This window comes from Bradyrhizobium sp. BTAi1, assembly GCF_000015165.1.
In the GTDB taxonomy this organism is placed as follows: domain Bacteria; phylum Pseudomonadota; class Alphaproteobacteria; order Rhizobiales; family Xanthobacteraceae; genus Bradyrhizobium; species Bradyrhizobium denitrificans.
Genome location: NC_009485.1, coordinates 530,782 through 545,303 on the forward strand (window position 1 = coordinate 530,782; position 14,522 = coordinate 545,303).

Sequence of the window (14,522 nt, forward strand, 5' to 3'; positions counted from 1 at the left end):
CGTTCGAGGACGAAGCTATCCGCTGAGATAGTCCGGCCAGCGTCCGCGGATGGTCGCGAGATCGCTCAACGTGCCCGTCAGGTGCTCGCGCAGATGCGCTTGCGCGGCGTCCGGCTGGCCGGCCGCGATCGCGTCGACGATCTGCTTGTGGTGCCGCAGGATCGTCTGCGCCTTGCCGGGCGACGGCAGATGCAGCCGCCGCAGCCGGTCGATATGGCCGCTGCGGCTGCGCACCAGCAGCCATAGCTCCTGCTTGTCGGCGGCGGTGTAGAGCCGCTCGTGGAAGGCGTTGTCGACGACAGTGAAGGACGCGAAATCGCCATCCTTCGCAAACCGCCGCTGCTGGGCAATCAGCCCGTTGAGCTCATCGACCGGTGCGATGGCCGGCTGTAACGCGAGGAGCCGCACGATCTCAAGCTCCAGCGCCTGGCGCAGGAACTGCGCCTGCTGCGCCCGCCCGACGTCGATCCGACTGACCAGTGTCGCATGCTGCGGAAACACCTCCACCAGGCCCTCTTCGGCGAGCCGCATCAGGGCGTCGCGGATCGGTGTCGAGCTGAGGCCGAATTCGGCCTGCAGCGTGACCCGTGACAGCGGAGCGCCCGGCGGCAGCACCAGCGCGATGATCTGGTCGCGCAGCCGTTCGAACACTTGCGGCGCCGCGCGCCGGCTCGGATCGAGCCGGTCCTGGAAGCCGGAGGCAGAATGCGGCGCGGGCAGGGAAGCCATGGAGCTCAATCGTGGACGTTGATGTCGCTGCCGAGCAAAGAGAGCTTGTCAGAGATGCACTAATGCATTAGTGCATCTATCGACCGGCCGTCAAGAAGGAGCCGGCGTGCGAGGAGGGATGTCCCATATGTTGATGAGTTTCGGGCGCTCGGCCACACGAGCCGCAGGTCTGCTGGCCGCCTTGGCTGCGACGACGTGGAGTGTTGCGGCTGCGGCGCAGCAGAAGACCGAAGTCTCGCTGTCACGCCAGCCCGGCATCTTCTACATGCCGAGCCACATCATCGAGAAGCAGAAGCTGATCGAGAAGCATGCCGCCGCGCTCGGTCTTGCCGGCGTGACGACCAAATGGCTGACCTTCTCCGGCGGTGGTGCGCAGACCGATGCGCTGCTCTCCGGCAGCGTCGATATCCTCAACACCGGCACCGGCAATCTGCTGCTGCTGTGGGACCGCACCCGTGGCGGCGTGAAGGGCATCGTCGCCACCTCGGCGCAGCCGATGACGTTGATCAGCCGTGATCCCCATATCAAGTCGATCAAGGATTTCGGCCCGACCGACAAGATCGCGGTGCCGACTGTGAAGGTCTCGACCCAGGCCATCGTGCTGCAGATCGCCGCCGCCGAGGCGTTCGGCGCCGACCAGTGGAATAAGCTCGACGCCAATACGGTGCAGCTCGGTCATCCCGACGCCTATACGGCGCTGTCCAATCCGCAGCACGAGGTGCACAATCACTTTTCGATCCCGCCCTATACGTTCCTCGAAATGAAGAACGTGCCGGGGGCGCATGTCGTGCTGAACTCGCCCGATGTGATGGGCGGGCCGCTCAGCCAGGCGCAGTTCTTCACCACCACGAAGTTCGCCGACGCCAATCCGAAGATCATCCAGGCGGTGCGCGACGCCACCAAGGAGGCCCAGGATCTGATCCGCAGCGACACGAAAGCAGCGGTCGAGATCTACAAGGAGATCACCGGCGACAAGACGTCGACGGAGGACCTGCTGGCCTGGCTCAAGGAACCCGGCATGATGGAGTGGAACCTCGAGCCGCAGGGTACGATGAAGTTCGCGACCCATCTCGCCAAGATCGGCACCATCAAGACTCAGCCCAAGGCCTGGACCGACTATTATCTGCCGGTGGCACACGACCTGAAGGGCAACTGATGTCCGCGCTCCTCGATGTCGATGGCGTCACGCTGCGCTATAAGACCTCCAGTGCCGTGATCACGGCGACCGAGCGCGTCGGCTTCTCCGTCGACCGCTCCGACCGCTTCGTGCTGCTCGGTCCGTCGGGCTGCGGCAAGTCGACGCTGCTGAAGGCCGTCGGCGGCTACATCAAGCCGAGCGAGGGCCGGATGAAAATCAACGGCCGCGAGATTACCGGTCCCGGCGCCGATCGCATGATGATCTTCCAGGAGTTCGACCAGCTGCTGCCGTGGAAGACCGTGCTCGCCAACGTCATGTTCCCGCTGTTGACGGCCCGGCGCATGCCGCGCAAGGAGGCCGAGAGCCGCGCCCGCGCGTACATTGAGAAGGTCGGGCTCACGCGCGTGGTCGATGCCTATCCGCACACGCTGTCGGGCGGCATGAAGCAGCGCGTGGCGATTGCCCGGGGCATGGCGATGGAGCCGGACATCCTGCTGATGGACGAGCCGTTCGCCGCGCTCGATGCGCTGACGCGGCGGACCTGCCAGGATGAGCTGCTTCAACTGTGGAGCGAGACCAAATTCACGGTGCTGTTCGTGACCCATTCGATTGCGGAAGCGATCAAGATCGGCAACCGCATCCTGCTGCTGTCGCCGCATCCGGGCCGCGTCAAGGCCGAGGTCATCGATGTCGACAAGGTCTCGGCCGAGGACGGCAGCGCGGCACGCCTGGAGAAGCAGATCCATGATCTCCTGTTTTCTGAACCTGCAACGGCACATTGAGGGCCGCTCCAATGGCTGACGCCAAGATCATCCTGCGCGATACGTCGACGCCGAGTGCGGCGTCGGCTGCCGATGTCGCGCGCAAGCTGAGCGTGTTCGAGCTGCTGTGGAACGACGGCTTCGTGCGCAAGAGCCTGATCATCGTCGTGCTCGCCGCGATCTGGCAGGCCTATGGCAGCTATCTCGACAATCCCCTGCTGTTCCCGACCTTCTCCGACACCATCGCCGCACTGTGGGAGAAGGTCCGCGACGGCACCATCCCGATGCGCGCCTGGACCTCGCTGAAGGTGCTCTTCATGGGCTATGCCGCCGGCATCGCCCTGGCGGCGATCCTGACGGTGCTGGCGATCTCGACCCGCATCGGCACCGACTTCCTCGAAACCGTCACCGCCATGTTCAATCCGCTGCCGGCGATCGCGCTGCTGCCGCTGGCCTTGATCTGGTTCGGGCTCGGCAGCGGCAGCCTCGTGTTCGTGCTGATCCATTCGGTGCTGTGGCCGGTCGCGCTCAACACCCATTCGGGCTTCAAGAGCGTCTCGAACACGCTGCGCATGGTCGGCCGCAATTACGGCCTGACAGGTTTCTCCTACGTGATCCGCATCCTGATTCCGGCAGGGTTCGGCGCCATCCTCACCGGCCTCAAGATTGGCTGGGCCTTCGCCTGGCGCACTTTGATCGCGGCTGAATTGGTGTTCGGTGTCTCATCGGGGCAGGGCGGCCTCGGCTGGTTCATCTTCGAGAACCGCAACCTGCTCGAAATTCCCGCCGTGTTCGCCGGACTTCTCACCGTGATCCTGATCGGTCTCGTGGTCGAGAACCTGATCTTCCGGACCATCGAGCGCAAGACCGTGCTGACCTGGGGCACCCAATCATGACCAAGCAAAAGCAACCCGATCAGCTGCGCAGTGCGCGCTGGTTCGCGCCAGACGACCTCCGCTCCTTTGGTCACCGCTCGCGCGTGATGCAGATGGGCTATGCCCAGGAGGAGTGGAAGGGCCGCCCGGTCATCGCCATCGTCAACACCTGGTCCGATGCGCAGCCCTGCCACATGCACTTCAAGCAGCGCGTCGACGACGTCAAGCGCGGCGTGCTGATGGCGGGCGGCTTCCCGATCGAGTTGCCGGCGCTGTCGCTGTCGGAGTCGCTCCTGAAGCCGACCACGATGCTCTATCGCAACATGCTGGCGATGGATGTCGAGGAGCTCCTGCGCAGCCATCCCGTCGACGGTGTCGTCCTGATGGGCGGCTGCGACAAGACCACGCCGGCGCTCCTGCTCGGCGCCACCAGCATGAACCTGCCGGCGATCTATCTCCCCGCAGGGCCGATGCTGCGCGGCAATTGGAAGGGCAAGACGCTCGGCTCCGGCTCCGACGCCTGGAAATACTGGGACGAGCGCCGCGCCGGAAAACTGTCGGACGCCGATTGGAGCGCGATGGAGGCCGGCATCGCCCGCAGCCATGGCACCTGCATGACCATGGGCACGGCGTCGACCATGACCGCGATCGCCGAAGCGATCGGCATGACCCTACCGGGCGCGTCCTCGATTCCGGCTGCCGATGCCGAGCACATCCGCATGAGCTCGGAATGCGGCCGCCGCATCGTCGAGATGGTGTGGGAGGATCTGACGCCCGCGAAGATCCAGAGCCGTCAGGCGTTCGAGAATGCCATCGCAGTGGCCATGGCGATGGGCTGCTCGACCAACGCGATCATCCATGTGATTGCGCAGGCGCGCCGCGCCGGCGCCGATATCGGCCTCGACGATTTCGAGGCCGCCAGCCGCAAGGTGCCGGTGCTCGCCAATGTCCGGCCGAGCGGCGACACCTATCTGATGGAGGATTTCTACTATGCCGGCGGGCTGCCCGGGCTGATGAGCCGGATGAAAGAGCATCTCCATCTCGGCTGCCTCACCGTCAATGGCCGCACCCTCGGCGACAATATCGCCGACGCCGGCGTCTACAATGACGATGTGATCCGGCCGCAGTCCAACCCGATCTATCGCGAAGGCGCGCTCGCCGTCCTCAAGGGCAATCTCGCCCCGGACGGCTGCGTCATCAAGCCCTCCGCCTGCGATCCGCGGTTCCTCAAGCATACCGGCCCGGCGCTGGTGTTCGACGACTATCCGTCGATGAAGAAGGCGATCGACGATCCCGATCTCGACGTGACAGCCGATCACGTGCTGATCCTGCGCAATGCTGGCCCGCAAGGCGGACCGGGCATGCCGGAATGGGGCATGCTCCCGATTCCGACCAAGCTCGTGAAACAGGGCGTGCGCGACATGGTGCGGCTGTCGGACGCGCGCATGAGCGGCACCTCCTATGGCGCCTGCATCCTGCACGTCGCGCCGGAAGCCTATGTCGGCGGTCCGCTGGCGCTGGTGCGCAATGGCGACCTCATCACGCTCGACGTCGCCGCGCGCACGATTGATCTCGACGTGCCAGAAGACGAACTGGCGCGTCGCCGCGCCGAATGGCAGCCGCCCGCGCCGCGCTTCGAGCGCGGCTATGGGTGGATGTTCGCCCGCCACATCAAGCAGGCCAATGATGGCTGCGATTTCGATTTCCTCGAGACCAGTTTCGGCGCCCCCATCGGGGAGCCCGCGATCTATTAGTTCGTGCTGTGGCGAGGCCGTGTTCTCGCCCCAACCGCGGTGCGCTCCCTCTCCCCTTGTGGGGGAGGGCTGGGGAGGGGGGTACCCCCAAGCGACACCGCCGATGTGGACCCCACCCATAGCCGAAGCGCTCTGCTTCGGCGTCTCCTAACGAAGCCGGCCGCGTCCGCGTCCGGTTGCCCCTCCCCGCAGCGGGGAGGGGAGCGCAGCGAGCAGGACATGACCAAACTCAGCACCGCCACCCGCAACAAGCTCAAGACCGTGTCGACGGCCACCGTCGCCACCGCGCTGTTCAAGCGCGGCCTGCGCATCCAGTGCATCCAGAACGTTCATCCGCTCAGCCCGCAGCAGCCGACGATGGTCGGCGAGGCGTTCACGCTGCGCTACATCCCGGCGCGCGAGGACCTCAATACGATCGAGGTGTTCAAGGATCGCGGCCATCCGCAGCGCAAGGCGGTGGAGGAATGTCCGCCCGGCGCTGTCCTGGTGATGGACAGCCGCAAGGACGCGCGGGCGGCGTCGGCTGGGGCGATCCTGGTCAGCCGCCTGCAGCAGCGCGGCGTCGCCGGTGTCGTCACCGACGGTGGCTTCCGGGATTCCGCCGAGATCGCCAAGCTCGGCATTCCCGCCTTTCACCAGCGCCCGAGCGCGCCGACCAATCTCACTTTGCATCATGCGATCGAGATCAACGGCCCGATCGCCTGCGGCGATGCCCCGGTGTTTCCCGGCGATGTGATTCTCGGCGACTCCGATGGCGTCATCGTCATCCCAGCTGGCATCGCCGATGAGATCGCCGACGAGACCTTCGAGATGACGGCGTTCGAGGACTTCGTCGCTGACCAGGTCGCGCAAGGCCGCTCCATCCTCGGCCTCTATCCGCCGACCGATCCGCAGACCCCGCAGGACTTCGCGGCCTGGCGGGCCAGGAACGGGCGCTGACGCGTTCGGTCTCTGCATCAGGCGCCGACCGTGTCGTCGGCGCGGCACGCTCAACTACGTCTATGTAGATCGAAGCTACCTGAGCGTGATTTTGCTGATAATCTAAGCACGATCTGCCCCTCAATTCGTAGCGCAGCGCGCTCCAAGTTCACGCTCCCTTAAACGCACTCACATACCGATCGATCGTCCGCGTGACGATCTGGTGGTCGTGTTCGTCGCGCGCGGAAAACGAGAGCCGCGTGTGAGCTACAACTCCGCGCAGGTCCCAAACAATCAGTCCACGGGCGTGAGCGGTATGAAGATCAAGACGCGTTTGTATGGTGGTTTCGGTGTGCTGGTCGCGCTGGGGCTTTTGATGGCCGGCTTCGGCCTCTGGCAATCCAGCGCGACTTCCGAGCGCGTCGAGCGGCTGAGCACCCAGGCCGAGAACGCGATCGGCGTCGTCAAGATATCGAGCGAGCTCCAGGCCATTCGCCGGGCTCTGCTGCGCTATCAGTTCGACAATGACGAGGCGTCCTTCGCCGAGGCCGAGCGGCGTCTCGGTGCGACCGCGACGATGCTGGAGCAGAGCGCCAAGGAGGCCGGCTCCGACCTGCAACGCGACAGCGCGCGGCAGCTGCAGAAGAGCATCGCGGCCATTCAGGAGGCCCGCATGGCCCTCGGCGGGGCGGTCAAGGTCTATTCGACCGGCCGCACGGCGCTGTTTTCCGAAGGCGACAAGATGACCGCCGACGTGCAGAAATTCCTGGACGCGATGCAGGCCAGCGACTTCGCGGACGCGGCGCGGGCGCTGGAGAGCCGGGTGCTGCTGGTGCGTGTCGCCAATTGGCGCTTCCTGGCGACCCGCGATCCCAAGGGCCGCGATACCTTCAAGAGCAATCTCGGCAAGGCGATGGCGCAGGTCGCCGAACTCGAGAAGCGCGAACTCGCGCCGGCGCAGGCCAAGCTGCTGGACGAGGTCAAGCAGGGCCTCGGCCGTTACGCGGAGGCCTTCGACAAGACCTCCGCCAGCATGCTGCGTGGTGATGAGGTCTACTACAAGGACGTGGCGCCGCTCACGGCCGCCGCGATCGAGATCATCGACCGCGCGGAGAAGGACATTCGCGCTTCGTTCGCCGCGACGCTGGCGGAGACCCATGAGCGGATCAGCTCGGCGACAGCGATGCAGCAGACCCTGGCCGTACTTGCCGGCCTGCTCGGCATTGCGATTGCCATCCTGATCGCCCGCAGCATCAGCACGCCGCTGACCTCGCTGGTCCGCGATGCTGATCGGCTGTCCGGCGGCGACACCAACGTCGAATTCCTCGACGCCCGGCGCGGCGACGAGATCGGCGATGTCGCCAAATCGGTGGCCCGCTTCCGTGACAACGTCATCGCGCAGCAGAAGACCGCGAAGGAAGTGGCGGAGGCCGCCGAGCTGCGCGAGGCGACCAGCCGCAACATGGAAGCGGCGGTCGCGCAGTTCCGTGCCGCCTCGGAGCAACTGCTAGGCACTGTCGGCGACAATGCCGGCAAGATGACGCATACCGCCAAGACGCTGACCGGGGTGGCCGGCCAGGCCACGGAGCAGGCGTCGGCCGCCGCCGCGGCATCCGAGCAGACCGCCTCCAACGTGCAGACCGTCGCGTCCGCGGCCGAGGAACTCGCCAGCTCGATCCAGGAGATCGGCCGCCAGATCGAGCGCGCCAACACCACGGTGCGTGCGGCCGGCTCGGTGACGGCGCGCTCGGAGAGCGAGATCGAGGGGCTGGCGCAGGCCGCTCAGAGCATCTCCTCGGTGGTCGATCTGATCCAGGCCATCGCTGCGCAGACCAATCTGCTCGCGCTCAATGCGACCATCGAGGCGGCCCGTGCCGGCGATGCCGGCCGCGGCTTTGCCGTGGTCGCGCAGGAGGTGAAGTCGCTGGCCGAGCAGACCGCGCGGGCGACGCAGGAGATCGCGCAGCATATTCAGGGCATCCAGACGTCCACGGGCAATGCGGTGGCGTCCGTCAAGGAGGTTGGCCTGGCGATGCGTGAGATCGACGAGGTGACCTCGGCGATCGCGACCGCGGTCGAGCAACAGGGCGCTGCCACGCGCGAGATCTCGCAGAACGTCCAGATGGCGGCCGCAGGCACCCAGAAGCTCGCGAGCAACATCACCACCGTCGGCGATGCCATCCGCGAGACCAACCGCTCCGCCGATCACGTGCTCGGCGCTTCCGGCAGCGTGTCGAGCGCCGCCGATGCGCTCGCCGCCGAAGTGCAGGCCTTCTTTGCCCGCCTGCGCGACGCAAGCGTGAACCGCGGCCGCAACGCGGCTTGAACCGCGACCGACGCGTCAGGCCGCAGCCTTCTCCGTCAGCCCGACCGCCCACAGCGCGAAGGCGTAGACGATCGCGACCTCGTCGAGCCGGTTGAAGCGGCCGGAGGCGCCGCCATGGCCGGCGCCCATGTTGGTGCGCAGGAGGACGGGACCGCCACCGGTCATGGTCGCGCGCAGCCGCGCGATCCATTTCGCCGGCTCCCAATAGGTGACGCGCGGGTCCGTGAGTCCGGCCATCGCGAGGATCGCGGGGTAAGGCCGGGCCGCGACATTGTCATAGGGCGAGTAGGACAGGATGGTGCGAAAGTCCTTCTCGCTCGCGATCGGGTTGCCCCATTCGGGCCATTCCGGCGGCGTCAGCGGCAGGGTGTCGTCGAGCATGGTGTTGAGCACGTCGACGAACGGCACCTCGGCGACGATGCCGGCGAACAGCTCGCCCGAACGGTTGGCGACGGCGCCCATCAGCATGCCGCCGGCGCTGCCGCCATGGCCGACGATGCGCCTGGCGCTGGTGTAGTTCGCCGCGATCAAAGCGCGGGCGCAGGCCGCGAAATCGTCGAAGCTGTTTGTCTTCTTCTCGCGCTTGCCGTCGAGATACCAGCCCCAGCCCTTGTCGGTGCCGCCGCGGATATGCGCGATGGCATAGACGAAGCCGCGGTCGACCAGCGACAGCCGGTTGGCGGAGAACGAGGCCGGCATCGCCATGCCGTAGGAGCCGTAGCCGTAGAGCAGCAGCGGCGCCGACCCATCGGCCTTGAAGTCGCGCCGGTGCAACAGCGACACCGGCACCTCGGCGCCGTCGTCCGCTCTGGCCATGATGCGCGTGGTGACGTAGTCGGCCGGATTGTGCCCGGACGGAATCTCCTGCCGCTTGCGCAGGGTTCGCGCGCGCGTCACCATGTCGTAGTCATAGACCTCCGACGGCGTCGTCATCGACGAATAGGAAAACCGCAGATTCGTCGTGTCGAACTCGTAGGATCCCATCGCGTCGAGCGAATAGGCGCCTTCGTCGAACGCGATCGCATGCTCCTCGCCCGAGGCGAGGTCTCGGATCACGATCGACGGCAGCGCATTGGCGCGTTCCAGCCGCACCAGGTGCCCGGCGTAGAGATCGTGGTCGAGCACATAGATGCCGGCGCGATGCGGAATGAGGTCGCGCCAATTGGCGCGCTCCGGCGTCGCCAGCGGCGCGGTCACGATCTTGAAGTCGATGGCGCCGTCGGCATTGGTGAGGATGAACAGCTCGTCGCCGCGATCGGCGATCGCATATTGCACCCCGTCTTCCCGCGCGGCCACCAGACGCGGCGGCGCTTCGGGAGCATCGAGATCGATCAGCCGCTGCTCCGAGGTCTCGTGATCGCCGCCGGCGATGACGCAGAACCGGCCGGAGGTCGATTCATGGACATGCGTGAACCAGCCGGTGTCCTTCTCCTCATACACCAGCACGTCGTCCGACTGCTGGGTACCGAGCCTGTGCCGCCACACCTGCATCGGGCGGTGATTGTCGTCGAGCTTGACGTAGAAGAAGCTCTTGCAGTCGCGCGACCACACCACGCCGCCATCGCTCTCCTCGACGAGATCGTCGAGGTCGTGTCCGCTATCCCAGTCACGGACGCGGAGGGTGAAATATTCCGAGCCCTTGGTGTCGGCGCTCCAGGCGACCAGCCGGTGATCATGCGAATGCCGGCTGCCGCCGAACTTGAAATAGTCATGACCCTTGGCGAGCGCGTCGCCGTCGAGCCCGATCGTCTCCGCCCCGCCATGGCGCGGCATGCGGCAGAACAGCTCGTGCTGCCCGCCTTCGCGATATTTCCGGAAATAGGCGTAGGGCCCGTCCGGCGACGGCACCGAGGAATCGTCCTCCTTGATGCGGCCGCGCATCTCCGCCACGAGCTTCTTCTGCAACGGCGCGGTGTGGCCGAGCACGCCTTCGGCATAGGCGTTCTCAGCTTCGAGATATGCCCTGATGTCGGCGTCGAGCAGCGAGGGATCGTGCAGCACCTCCTGCCAGCGCGCATCCTTCAGCCAGGCATAGTCGTCGTGGACGGTGATGCCGTGGCGCGTGAAGGAATGGCTGCGGCGCGGCGCCACCGGCGCGGCGATCGTGGCGTTGATCGGCTGTGTCACTCAGGTCCTCGATGATGCTGAAATGGGTTCCCGAGATATGGGCGGCAGATGGCGAATTGCCATACGGTCATCTCGCGGCGAAAAAAGGCGTTAGCGATCGGCGCTGCGCCGGGTGGGGCGACATCCCGTGAAAATCCGCGGATGCGGACCAGCCCTGGGCGCGCCCGCGTTGCTCACGCAATCGTGGTGGAGGCCTGCGGCCGAGCGCCTTTTTTTGGCGACGCCAAGGTGGGACTGCTGACGCATGATCATGATACCATTCCGCGCGGGCGCGTTGCTCGCCCGCCTGACTGTTGCCATCGCGGCGATCGCCGTGCTTCCGTGCGCAGGGACGGCGGCCTCGCGGGCAGCGAGCAACTCGACAGCAATCACGTCCGCTGCGTCCGGCGGCGCCGGAACACTCACGACGACCCCCGCGCCGGTCGGTGCAATCCCGCAGGTCGCCCCCTGGGACCCGGACGATTTCGGCGACTTCCACAAGAACGCCCTCGCGACGAAGACCCCTTACGGTCCGAGGGGCGGGCTGCACGATCTCACCCCACCTCCCGCCGGGGCCATACCGGTCTTCACTCAATTGCTTGCCCGGCACGGCGCACGCGCGGCGACCAGCGACGACGACTTCGCCGTCGTCCTCCAGGTGCTCGACGCGGCGAAGGCTGCCGGCACACTCACCGAAAAGGGTGCCACACTCGCGCGGCGCACAGCCGCGCTACAGAAGGTTAACGACGCTGTGGGCCTTGGTCAGTTGAGCACCCGAGGTCGCAGCGAGCAAAAGCAGCTCGCCGAGCGGCTCGCGCAACGGCTGCCCGGACTGTTTGCCGACGCAGCCCGCCAAGGCCGGACGATCACGGTGATAAACTCCGGCAAGGACCGCGCTATCGACAGCAGCGAGATCTTCGCACTGTCGCTCGGCCAGTCCGTTCCCTGGGCCGCGAAGCTCATCAAGGCGCCGGTTTCCGATCCGACCACGCTGTATTTCTTCAAGCAGCCGGAAAACGCGGCCTACCAGGCCTACAAGAAACGAGACCCCGACCTGCTGGCCGCCGAGAAAGCCGTCCGCCTGGCTCTGAAGACGGCAGCCGCGGCCCGCGAACTGCTGACCCCGCTCGTCGGCGTGCAAATCGTCGCGGCGCTCGACGCGGGTATGGTCACGGTGAAACCGAACGCCGAGGACGGCCCGGCGACACCGAACAGCGTCGACGTCGCCCTTGCTGTTTACGGTGTGTTTCAGCAGGCTCCGGCGCTGAATGCAGATGGCTCCGGGCCGATCACCCTCACTCCGTTCCTCTCCCCCGACGAGGCCGACCAGTTTGCGCGCGTCAGCGACACCGACGACTTCTACGAGAAGGGGCCTGGTTTTGCCGGGCGCACGATCACCTTCGCAATGGCCAAGCCGCTTGTCGACGACTTCGTTGCCGCAATGGACCGGATCGCCGCCGGCGACCTGCATGAGGCCGCCCGGCTGCGGTTCGCGCACGCCGAGACGGTCATTCCGTTCGCCGCGCTGTTGAAGTTGCCGCACAGCGCCACCCAGCAGCCCCTCGGCGTGATGTTCGACGACCACAATGGCTGGACCGGACGGGACGTCGCGTCGTTCAGCGCCAACATCCAATGGGATGCCTTTCGGACCACCGACGGTCGATTGCTCGTCCGCATGCTCTATGACGAGAAGGAGATCGCCTTCAAGCAGGGCTGCTTTCCGGTCAAGGACGACAGCCCGTATTACGCGTGGAACGAACTGAAGCGCTGCTACGGCTTCTGAGCGACGATCCACCCGCAGCGATTGCAAAAGGCTAGGCGCTGACGCTCTCGCCGAGCCATTGGATCGCGGCATCGAGGCCGCCGCGGCCATGCGGGATCTTCAACGCCACCAGCGCCATTTCGATCACGCCGAGCGTGCCCAGCACCATCGGCGCATTGACATGGCCCATATGGGCGATGCGGAACGCCTTGCCGCTGAGATCGCCGATCCCGGTGCCGAGCACCACGCCGCACTGCTCCTTGCAGTAGCTCTGCAGCACGGCGGGATCATAGCCGCCGCCGACCAGCACGGTGGTGACCGTATTGGAGCGCTCGGCGGCATCGGCGATGTTGAAGCCGATCACTTGGCCCTCGCCCCATTTGGCGACGGCGCGGCGCACGGCCTCGCCGAGCAGCTGGTGCCGGCGGAACGCGTGCGGCAGCCCCTCCGCGAACAGCATGTCGATGGCCTGGCGCAGCGCGAACAACAGATGCACCGGCGCGGTGCCGCCATATTTGCGATAGTGCTCGGCGCCTTCGCGCTCGCTCCAGTCCCAATAGGGCGTGCGCATATTGGCGCGCTTATGCACCTCGAGCGCGCGCGCGTTCGCCGCGACGAAGCCGAGTCCGGGCGGTGTCATCAGGCCCTTCTGCGAGCCGGACATCGCGACGTCGATGCCCCACGCATCCATCTCGAACGGCATGCAGCCGAGCGACGCCACTGTGTCGACCATGTAGAGCGCGGGATGGCCACTCGCCTTGATCGCGCGGCCGATCGCCTCGACGTCGTTGACGACGCCGGAGGCGGTGTCGATCTGCGCCACGACGATCGCCTTGATGGTGTGCTCCCGGTCGGCGCGCAGCCGCGCCTCGACCTCGGCCGGCCGCACCGCGCGGCGCCAGTCGCCTCTGAGGACCTCGATCTCGGCGCCCATGGCGCGCGCCGCTTGGCCCCAGCCGATCGCGAAGCGGCCGCTCTCCAGCACCAGCAGCTTGTCGCCGCGCGACAGCACGTTGGACAGCACGGCTTCCCAGGCGCCATGACCGTTGGCGATATAGATGTAGGTCTTGCCCTTGGTGGCGAACAGGCGGCCGAGATCGGCCATGAGGCCGTCGGTCAGCTCCACCATCTGCTTGGAGTAGATGTCGAGCGCCGGGCGGTGCATCGCCTGCAGCACCTCGTCGGGCATCGTGGTGGGTCCCGGGATGGCCAGAAATTCCCGGCCCGCGCGAACGGTCATAGTCGGTGTCCTTGGCGATGTGGTCTTGCGATTGGCGTCGGGGTGATGGCGGGCCGTCGCAGGCGCTCGGCCCGAGCCGTTTGTACGTGGCGCGGCCGCGTCTGAAAAGCCGGAGAAGCCGGGGGGCTGGCATGCCCCGGCCGGCCGGCGCAGCGTAGCCTCAGCGCCGGGTTTCGCGGCAACCGGCGGCCTCGGCCTCCTCGACCGAGCAGAACCAGCGCGTGCCCTTCGACACATGCATCTTGATCTGGGCGTACCAGCGGCTCTGCGGCGTGTGATAGATGCACTCGCCGGCGCTATTGACATTGCCCTTGATGGTGCAGTCGGGTGACGGCGCAACCGGGCCCGAGGCCGAGGCGAGCAGGATGTTGCGGGCACTCTCCGGCGGCTTGGTGGCGCCGAGGATCGTGGTCTTCTTGTTGCGCACCCGCCAGTCCCATGGCGCGATGAAGGCGCCCTGCCACATGCCGGCCTTGGCCGTGCGGGCCTCTGCCTCCTCGGGCTCGTAGTCGTGCGAGACGGTGCGATAGGCCAGCGCCCAGCCGTTGCGCACCAGCCATTTCTGGATGTCCTCGCCATCGACATCGCAGCGCGCCACTTGGCGGCCGCGGCGGTCGATCGCGCGTGGATGGCACACCCAGCTCTTGCCGTCGGCATGCTTGATCAGTTCGTCGCGCGCCGCCACTCCGCAGGTCCAGCGCTCGCCATCCTTGTTCAGGCACAGCTGATCGACCGACGGCGCGTCAATGCCGCCAAGCCGGATCCGCGTCGTGCCGATCGTGATCCCGTCGGCCTCGCGGATCTTGGGAATGCCGGTGATCTCCGCGGCGTGAGCAAGCGACGGCAGCAGCAGGAGCAGGGCGAGGGAAACTGTTTTCATCGGCATCAAGGGGGCGTGTTCATCCTCGGCTGG

11 protein-coding genes are annotated in these 14,522 nt (G+C 66.4%); 7 read left to right on the forward strand and 4 right to left on the reverse strand.

Annotation, left to right across the window (positions count from 1 at the left end):
• Positions 1-15 precede the first annotated feature (15 nt).
• The gene (locus tag BBTA_RS02555; protein WP_012040868.1) at positions 16-729 is read right to left on the reverse strand and encodes a GntR family transcriptional regulator; all 714 of its coding nucleotides are present in this window, start codon (positions 727-729) and stop codon (positions 16-18) included.
• Between the two features lie 127 nt (positions 730-856).
• On the opposite strand from BBTA_RS02555, the gene BBTA_RS02560 reads away from it, so the two are divergent.
• From BBTA_RS02560 to BBTA_RS02585, 6 genes are all read left to right on the forward strand, one after another.
• Positions 857-1,885 (forward strand): ABC transporter substrate-binding protein, encoded by a 1,029-nt coding sequence (locus tag BBTA_RS02560; protein WP_012040869.1) that lies wholly within the window; start codon positions 857-859, stop codon positions 1,883-1,885.
• Positions 1,885-2,649 carry an ABC transporter ATP-binding protein gene (locus BBTA_RS02565; RefSeq protein WP_012040870.1) on the forward strand — a complete coding sequence of 255 codons (765 nt, stop codon included), beginning with the start codon at positions 1,885-1,887 and terminating at the stop codon, positions 2,647-2,649. The genes BBTA_RS02560 and BBTA_RS02565 overlap by 1 nt, the downstream gene beginning before the upstream one ends.
• Before the next feature lie 11 nt (positions 2,650-2,660).
• Entirely contained in the window at positions 2,661-3,524 is an 864-nt protein-coding gene (locus BBTA_RS02570; RefSeq protein WP_012040871.1) for an ABC transporter permease, read from the forward strand.
• Positions 3,521-5,257 carry an L-arabinonate dehydratase gene (araD, locus tag BBTA_RS02575; protein WP_012040872.1) on the forward strand — a complete coding sequence of 579 codons (1,737 nt, stop codon included), beginning with the start codon at positions 3,521-3,523 and terminating at the stop codon, positions 5,255-5,257. Before BBTA_RS02570 ends, araD begins: the two co-directional genes overlap by 4 nt.
• A gap of 219 nt (positions 5,258-5,476) precedes the next feature.
• Complete coding sequence (locus tag BBTA_RS02580) at positions 5,477-6,196, forward strand: ribonuclease activity regulator RraA (RefSeq protein WP_012040873.1); 720 nt, start codon at positions 5,477-5,479, stop codon at positions 6,194-6,196.
• A 295-nt stretch (positions 6,197-6,491) separates the two neighbouring features.
• Positions 6,492-8,501, forward strand: coding sequence for a methyl-accepting chemotaxis protein (locus BBTA_RS02585; protein ID WP_085972671.1), 2,010 nt, complete (start codon positions 6,492-6,494; stop codon positions 8,499-8,501).
• A gap of 15 nt (positions 8,502-8,516) precedes the next feature.
• Here BBTA_RS02585 and BBTA_RS02590 read toward each other — a convergent pair whose 3' ends face one another.
• Positions 8,517-10,628: a S9 family peptidase gene (locus BBTA_RS02590; RefSeq protein WP_012040875.1), complete on the reverse strand. Its 2,112-nt coding sequence runs from the start codon at positions 10,626-10,628 to the stop codon at positions 8,517-8,519.
• 244 nt (positions 10,629-10,872) lie between these two features.
• Between BBTA_RS02590 and BBTA_RS02595 the strand changes: the two genes are divergently transcribed.
• Positions 10,873-12,390 (forward strand): histidine-type phosphatase, encoded by a 1,518-nt coding sequence (locus BBTA_RS02595; protein ID WP_012040876.1) that lies wholly within the window; start codon positions 10,873-10,875, stop codon positions 12,388-12,390.
• Positions 12,391-12,421: 31 nt separating this feature from the next.
• Here BBTA_RS02595 and BBTA_RS02600 read toward each other — a convergent pair whose 3' ends face one another.
• Together BBTA_RS02600 and BBTA_RS02605 are read right to left on the reverse strand one after the other, a co-directional pair.
• The gene (locus tag BBTA_RS02600; protein ID WP_012040877.1) at positions 12,422-13,609 is read right to left on the reverse strand and encodes an alanine--glyoxylate aminotransferase family protein; all 1,188 of its coding nucleotides are present in this window, start codon (positions 13,607-13,609) and stop codon (positions 12,422-12,424) included.
• 160 nt (positions 13,610-13,769) lie between these two features.
• The gene (locus BBTA_RS02605) at positions 13,770-14,495 is read right to left on the reverse strand and encodes a thermonuclease family protein (RefSeq protein WP_012040878.1); all 726 of its coding nucleotides are present in this window, start codon (positions 14,493-14,495) and stop codon (positions 13,770-13,772) included.
• Between the last annotated feature and the right edge of the window lie 27 nt (positions 14,496-14,522).

What these genes read in the sequence shown, in the direction of transcription:
- BBTA_RS02600 (WP_012040877.1), bottom strand. Translation starts at nt 13,609, where the DNA reads ATGACCGTTCGCGCGGGCCGGGAATTTCTGGCCATCCCGGGACCCACC.
- BBTA_RS02565 (WP_012040870.1), top strand. Translation starts at nt 1,885, where the DNA reads ATGTCCGCGCTCCTCGATGTCGATGGCGTCACGCTGCGCTATAAGACC.
- BBTA_RS02555 (WP_012040868.1), bottom strand. Translation starts at nt 729, where the DNA reads ATGGCTTCCCTGCCCGCGCCGCATTCTGCCTCCGGCTTCCAGGACCGG.
- BBTA_RS02580 (WP_012040873.1), top strand. Translation starts at nt 5,477, where the DNA reads ATGACCAAACTCAGCACCGCCACCCGCAACAAGCTCAAGACCGTGTCG.
- BBTA_RS02605 (WP_012040878.1), bottom strand. Translation starts at nt 14,495, where the DNA reads ATGCCGATGAAAACAGTTTCCCTCGCCCTGCTCCTGCTGCTGCCGTCG.
- BBTA_RS02570 (WP_012040871.1), top strand. Translation starts at nt 2,661, where the DNA reads ATGGCTGACGCCAAGATCATCCTGCGCGATACGTCGACGCCGAGTGCG.
- BBTA_RS02595 (WP_012040876.1), top strand. Translation starts at nt 10,873, where the DNA reads ATGATCATGATACCATTCCGCGCGGGCGCGTTGCTCGCCCGCCTGACT.
- BBTA_RS02560 (WP_012040869.1), top strand. Translation starts at nt 857, where the DNA reads ATGTTGATGAGTTTCGGGCGCTCGGCCACACGAGCCGCAGGTCTGCTG.
- araD (WP_012040872.1), top strand. Translation starts at nt 3,521, where the DNA reads ATGACCAAGCAAAAGCAACCCGATCAGCTGCGCAGTGCGCGCTGGTTC.
- BBTA_RS02585 (WP_085972671.1), top strand. Translation starts at nt 6,492, where the DNA reads ATGAAGATCAAGACGCGTTTGTATGGTGGTTTCGGTGTGCTGGTCGCG.